Below are 5,888 nucleotides of genomic sequence, written 5' to 3'. Positions count from 1 at the left end.
GCCCGGTCGGCCGCGACGACCCGGACGCGGCCCGCGGGGATGTCGAGGACGACGGTGACCGGGGCGGGGGTGTTGAAGGTGTGCATCGTGCTCTCCTTGACTGGCTGCGCTGGTTTCTGACATTGGAAACGCTACGTTGCATTCCAAGCCTTGGCAACTTACTCGTTGCATCAAATCCCAATAGCAGCAGGTCAAAGCCGATAAATCGTTGCAACAGCCACAGAACTAACGCAACGTCACACATGCAGTCCGTTGCAATGAATGAGCGTGAACGCTACTCCGGGGGCGGGCCGGCTCCGGTCAGTGGCGCTGCCGGGCTGCCGTCACTTGAGGTCGTTCAGCGCCGTGTTGAGCAGGACGACGTTGACGCCGGCCTGGCCGAGGAAGCCGAGCGAGCGGCCCTCGGCGTACTCGCCGATCAGCTGGTTCAGCGTGTCGGCAGGCACGTTGCGCGCCTTGGCCACCCGGTAGACCTGCTCCTTCGCGTAGGCGACGGAGATGTGCGGGTCGAGGCCGGAGCCGGAGGCGGTGACGGCGTCCACGGGGACGCTCGCCGGGTCGACGCCGTCGAAGGCGGCGATCGCGGCTCGGCGGTCCTGGATCGTCTTCAGCAGGTCCTCGCTGTTGGGGCCGAGATTGGAGGCGCCGGAGGCCTTCGGGTCGTACGAGCCGGCGGAGGGGCGCGGCTGGAACCACTTCGGGTCCGGCTGGGCCTGCTCGTTAGGTTTCCTTCGGTCGGTCGGTCGGTCCGGCTGATTCTGCGCCTCCATCACCGGGCCAGGCGGCGGAAGCACCAGAGCAGTGCAGCAAGGGCAAGGCCGGCTGCCACGTTCTCCACAAGGGGCATGCCAGAAGAGTGCCGGTGGCCTGGAACCAGTGGACTGAATTGGTACTCCAGCCGTAGATCGTGATCACGGATGGGAAGGTCAGGCCCGGGACGCTCCGAGGAACCGCAGCACGGCCAGGACGCGGCGGTGGTCCGCGTCGACCACGGGCAGGTCGAGCTTGGCGAAGATGTTGTTGATGTGCTTCGCCACGGCGCTCTCGCTGACCACCAGCGCCTGCGCGATGCCGGCGTTGGAGCGCCCCTCGGCCATCAGGCCGAGCACCTCCCGTTCGCGGGGGGTCAGCCGCGCGAGCGGGTCGCTGTCGCGCCGCAGCAGCAACTGGGCGACGACCTGTGGGTCCAGGGCCGTGCCCCCGTCCGCCACTCGCCGGACCGCCGCCACGAAGTCGGCGACATCGGCAACCCGCTGCTTGAGCAGGTAGCCCACACCGCTGGTGTTCGCAGACAGCAGGTCAGCCGCGTACCGCTCCTCCACGTACTGCGAAAGCAGCACCACCGGCGTCCCCGGCCAGCGCCGACGGATCTCCATCGCCGCCCGCACCCCCTCGTCGGTGAAGCCGGGCGGCATCCGGACGTCGATCAAGGCGAGTTCGGGCCGGTGCTCCGCCACTGCCGCCAACAGCCCCTCCGCGTCGCCGGCTTCCGCGGCGACCTGGAACCCACCCATCTCCAGCACCTTGATCAGGCCGACCCGCAACAACACCGAATCCTCGGCGATCACCGCGCGCACGGCAGCTCCGCGGTGATGGTGGTGGGCCCGCCGACGGGGCTGCTGACGTGGAAGGCCCCGTCGAGGGAGCCGACCCGCTTGGCCAGCCCGGTCAGCCCCGTGCCGGCGGCGGCGTCGGCACCGCCCAGCCCGTCGTCGGTAACGCGCACTCGCAGCACCTCACCGACCTGACGGACTATCACCTCTGCACGCATCGCGTTGGCGTGCTTCGTTGCATTGGTCAGCGCCTCAGAGATCACGAAGTACGCGACTGACTCCACGTCGGGCGCCACCCGTTCCTCCAGATTGACCCGCAGCCGCACCGGCAGGGGCGTGCGGGCAGCCAGCCCGGACAACGCCGCGTCCAGACCTCGGTCTTCGAGCACCGCCGGGTGCAGCCCCCGCACCAGGTCATTGAGTTCGGCGATCGCCTCCTTCGCCTCCAGGTGCGCTCTCGCGATCACCTCGCGGGCATCACTCGGCAGGTCCGGGCGGGTGGCAATGGCCAGACCCAGGTTGACCGCGAGAGACACCAACCGCTGCTGGGTGCCGTCGTGCAGGTCGCGCTCGATCCGGCGGCGCTCCGCGTCGACGGCTTCGATCAAGTCGGTCCGGCTCACGGTCAGCTGATCGACCCGCTCCTGGAGCCGCTGCGCCCGGCTGGGCCCGAGCAGGCCCAACGCCAGCCGCGCCTCGGCCCGGGCTACTGCCCGCGCGGTCCAGGGCAGGGCGCACAGGAGGAGGAGTCCAGCCGCTGTGTAAGCCGGCAGCTGGGTCAGGTAGCCGAACCAGTCCTGGCGGATTCCGGTTGGCAGCGCCCATGACCAGGCGTAGGCGATGACGCCCGCCAGGCACGCCGCTGCCACCGCGAGCACCAGCAGCTCCAGCAGCGCGAGCAGCGGGCCCAGCAGGAGGTGGTAGCCGATCTTGCGCCAAGGCCGCGTCGCCGCGAGCCACCGGGCGGTCGAGGCCCACGTCCGTTGTTCCGGCGCGGTGGGGGTGAGCCGGGGGACGTCCACACCGATGAGCACCCGGTAGCGAGCCCGCTGAACGGCCGTCAGCACCGGGGTGCCGAGCAGGACCAGGGCGGCCGACGTGGAAACCGTAAGGAGCCAGTTCCCCGTCCTGGCGGTGGTCGCCGCCGCCCAGGCCCACACGGGCACCAGCGCCAGGTGCGGCAGCACACCAACGGCAAGAAAGCCGGTGTCCCGCTGCGCCCGGAGGACCGTGCGTCTCAGTCCAGCTGGAATCGTCATGGCACGACGCTAGGGCACCGCAGGAGGACGGTGCCATGAAGCCTGTACCCGATCTCATGGTGAACCTAGTACCAGCTGTAGATCTTGATCTTGGCCTGTGGGCGGACAGCATCTCGGGTCGGTAGGTCGGCTTCTGCCGGCCGCTGGCAGGTGGACCGGGCCCGGTGGAACAGGCACTATGCCCCGGTGAGCATCGTCATCAAGTTCTTCGTGGCACCGGACGCCGAAGCTGCCGCTGCTGTCGCGGAGGGTGGTCCCGACGGGGCCTTCGAGTCCCTGACCTTCGGCAACTTCGATGTCGAGGCGGCTCTGATCGAGTGGGAGGGCATCTTCACCGGTCGGAGCTTTGAGGAAGTCCTCGACGACGATGTTCCCGAGACTGTTGTCGACCCGGACGACGGCGAGGGTCCGCTCGTCCTCGCCGTCTCCGGCACCCTTCGAGATGCCCTGTGCACTGCCGTCGAGCACCGGCTCGCTGAAGTCAGCCGGCTGTGGGTGGCCGAGCGGGCGGCAGACGGCGAGGTCTTCGACCCCGAGATCGCCGTGTGGATCCTGAGCGGCTTGGCCGACCTGGCCCGTGCCGTCCGCGAGGGAGACGAGAACCTGTACTGCTGGGTGGCGTAGAAAGGCACGGCCACCGTTGCTCATCGTCGGTTGTGTGGACAGACGAAGATCGGCCGATGGCCGTGGGCCACAGCGTAGACCCTGCCCGGTGGCAGCCGGTGTTCGACGACCTGATGGCGAGGGTGGCGAGGCGGTTCGCCCGGGTCGAGCCGCGTCGCAGGGCACGGGCCTTCGTGCGTTGCTACTCGGCTGGACCCGTTCCTTTGAGCGCCCTGGTCAGGGTGGCCGGGCGCCGCTGGACGGTGGAGGAGACCTTCCAGTCCGCGAAGGGCCTGACCGACCTGGACGAGCACCAGGTCCGCCGCTGGACCTCCTGGCACCGCTGGACCACGCTGGCCATGCTCGCGCACGCATTCCTCGTGGTCACGGCCGCCATCGAACGGACCACCGTGACCACGCCGCCGGGGCTCGCCCCGCTGACCTGCGGCGAGATCCAACGTCCCTTCACCGCCTTCGCCGCACCGCAACCACGCGGCCTGGCGCACTGGCTCAGTTGGTCATGCTGGCGCCGACGACACCAGGCCCGTGCACGGAGCAGCCACTACCAACGTCAGGCCCTCCAACAGCCGTGATCAAGATCTGCAGCTGGAGTATTAGACGTGCCCCGCCGACCGGGCGTTCGCGTCCTTGCGCTCCGCGAGGAGGAACAGCACCGCTGCGGCCGCGATGAGGCCGAGGCCGGCGGCGGTGCAGGCCATGACCGTACCGGCGGACGCGTCGGCGATCCGCGGGAGGCCGTTGAGGGGGGCGAGGGCGTAGAAGCAGAGGACGCCGTAGGCGCGAAGCCTCATCCCGGCCCGTCGCTCCCGCATCCACGGCGGTGTCCAGCCGGCGAGTACCGCCACCGGAATCGGCAGCAGGAGCGCGGTGGAGACTGCCAGCGTTGTCCAGTGGTACAGCGGATTGCCGTTCACTACGCCCCCTCCCAGGTGATCACCAGCTTAGGGAGCATCGGCGCGGCACGTCCATCATCGAATGCCGCGGAGCTCCGCGTGGCACCTGCGGCTCCGGAGTGGCGCCACATGGCACCACGCGACGCCATCGCAGACCGACGGCATCAGGCACGGTACGGGAGGCGCCACAGCACGCCTGTCCATCCGCGCGCGTTTCCGCAGGTCAGGACCGACCCTGCCGCGAGGCGCCACGAATGGCGCCATACAGGCTTGCGCATGGCACCATCATGGTGCCATCATGGCGTCACGAACCTGGACCACCCGGTCGCGCCGACGACCGACCGGGCACAGCTCGACCGGCCGGGTGTGCCGACCGCGGCACCCCGCACCCCACCCCATCCACACACCGCGTCCCACCAGCGGGGACGTCCTGCAGAGCCGAGAGGACGGGACAGCCATGCCTTCCTTCACCACCCCCGAACCGATCTCCGTGACCGCCAGCGTGGAGGCCGGTTCCGTCCGGCTCACCGCCGGCGACCGCACCGACACCGTCGTCGAGGTGCTGCCCCGCGACCCGCAGAAGGACCAGGACGTGCGGGCCGCCGAGCGGACCCGGATCACCTGCACGGACGGCGTCCTGACCGTCACGACGCCCAAGCAGCCCTTCTCGCTCCGCCGCTCCGGAACCGTCGACGTGACGGTCGGACTGCCGACGGGCTCGCACGTCGCCGTGGCCGGCTCCTGGACCCAGGTGCTCGGCGAGGGCCGGCTCGGCGAGGTCCGGGTGAAGACCTCCTCGGGCGACCTCCGCTTCGACACGACCGGCGCGCTGCACCTGGAGGCCTCGCACGGCTCGATCACCGTCGACCGGATCGAGGGCGCCGCCGAGATCAGCACCAGCTCCGGCAGCGTGCGCGTCGGCACCGTGGACGGCCCCGCCGCCCTGAAGAACGCGCACGGCACCACCACCGTCGGCACCGCCCTCGGCGACCTCCGGGTGCGCGGCACCAACGGCGACATCGACATCGCCCACGCCGAGGCGTCCGTCACCGCCAGCACCGCCCACGGCACCCTGCGGTTGGGTGAAGTCGTCCGCGGGACGGTGCGGTTGGAGACCGCCTTCGGCTCGATCGAGGTCGGCGTCCGCAAGGGCACCGCCGCCTGGATCGACGCCGCCTCCGGCTCCGGGCAGGTCCGTAACGCGCTCGCCGCCGCCGGAGCCCCGGCCGCAGCCACGGCCGATTCGGAGGCCGAGGACACCGTCAAGGTCAGCGCCCGCACCACGCACGGCACCGTCGACATCCTGCGTGCCCGGGCCTGACCCGCGGCAGCACCGGCACCACCGTCCCGCTCCAGCCACGCCAGCCTTCAACCGGAGGGCCCCATGCCTTCGTCCGCCATGCCCGCATCCAGGACGGACCTCGACCAGCAGCCGCCTGCCGCGATCACCGCCGCCGGTCTGCACAAGTCCTACGGCGACAAGACCGTCCTCGACGGCATCGACCTGCACATCCCCACCGGCACCGTCTTCGCCCTGCTCGGCCCGAACGGCGCCGGCA

6 protein-coding genes and 2 pseudogenes are annotated in these 5,888 nt (G+C 70.3%); 4 read left to right on the top strand and 4 right to left on the bottom strand.

The window, feature by feature from the left end; translation table 11 throughout:
• Positions 1 to 323 precede the first annotated feature (323 nt).
• The 3 genes from ABZ641_RS23645 to ABZ641_RS23635 form a co-directional block, all read right to left on the bottom strand.
• On the bottom strand, positions 324 to 794 hold the full coding sequence (locus tag ABZ641_RS23645; protein WP_359984642.1) for a potassium-transporting ATPase subunit C: 471 nt from the start codon (positions 792 to 794) through the stop codon (positions 324 to 326).
• A gap of 132 nt (positions 795 to 926) precedes the next feature.
• Positions 927 to 1,577 (bottom strand): response regulator transcription factor, encoded by a 651-nt coding sequence (locus tag ABZ641_RS23640; protein WP_143600460.1) that lies wholly within the window; start codon positions 1,575 to 1,577, stop codon positions 927 to 929.
• Positions 1,565 to 2,812: a histidine kinase gene (locus tag ABZ641_RS23635; RefSeq protein WP_344628464.1), complete on the bottom strand. Its 1,248-nt coding sequence runs from the start codon at positions 2,810 to 2,812 to the stop codon at positions 1,565 to 1,567. The genes ABZ641_RS23640 and ABZ641_RS23635 overlap by 13 nt, the downstream gene beginning before the upstream one ends.
• 186 nt (positions 2,813 to 2,998) lie before the next feature.
• Here ABZ641_RS23635 and ABZ641_RS23630 point away from each other — a divergent pair, with 186 nt between their 5' ends.
• Positions 2,999 to 3,436 carry a hypothetical protein gene (locus ABZ641_RS23630; RefSeq protein ID WP_359984638.1) on the top strand — a complete coding sequence of 146 codons (438 nt, stop codon included), beginning with the start codon at positions 2,999 to 3,001 and terminating at the stop codon, positions 3,434 to 3,436.
• A 212-nt stretch (positions 3,437 to 3,648) separates the two neighbouring features.
• Positions 3,649 to 4,008, top strand: a pseudogene (locus ABZ641_RS23625) (IS701 family transposase); the annotation flags it as partial.
• Between the two features lie 21 nt (positions 4,009 to 4,029).
• Here the strand turns inward: ABZ641_RS23625 and ABZ641_RS23620 are convergent.
• A complete protein-coding gene (locus ABZ641_RS23620) occupies positions 4,030 to 4,350 on the bottom strand; it encodes a hypothetical protein (protein ID WP_359984635.1) in 321 nt (106 codons plus the stop codon).
• Between the two features lie 436 nt (positions 4,351 to 4,786).
• On the opposite strand from ABZ641_RS23620, the gene ABZ641_RS23615 reads away from it, so the two are divergent.
• Complete coding sequence (locus ABZ641_RS23615; protein WP_359984632.1) at positions 4,787 to 5,650, top strand: DUF4097 family beta strand repeat-containing protein; 864 nt, start codon at positions 4,787 to 4,789, stop codon at positions 5,648 to 5,650.
• Between the two features lie 63 nt (positions 5,651 to 5,713).
• Positions 5,714 to 5,888: pseudogene (locus ABZ641_RS23610) on the top strand (ABC transporter); the annotation flags it as partial.

Source organism: Kitasatospora sp. NPDC007106, from assembly GCF_040634455.1.
In the GTDB taxonomy this organism is placed as follows: Bacteria; Actinomycetota; Actinomycetes; order Streptomycetales; family Streptomycetaceae; genus Kitasatospora; species Kitasatospora arboriphila.
This window is presented reverse-complemented; position numbering and strand designations above follow the sequence as displayed.

Coding starts and splice junctions, on each gene's coding strand:
- ABZ641_RS23635 (WP_344628464.1), bottom strand. CDS start 2,812: ATGACGATTCCAGCTGGACTGAGACGCACGGTCCTCCGGGCGCAGCGG.
- ABZ641_RS23615 (WP_359984632.1), top strand. CDS start 4,787: ATGCCTTCCTTCACCACCCCCGAACCGATCTCCGTGACCGCCAGCGTG.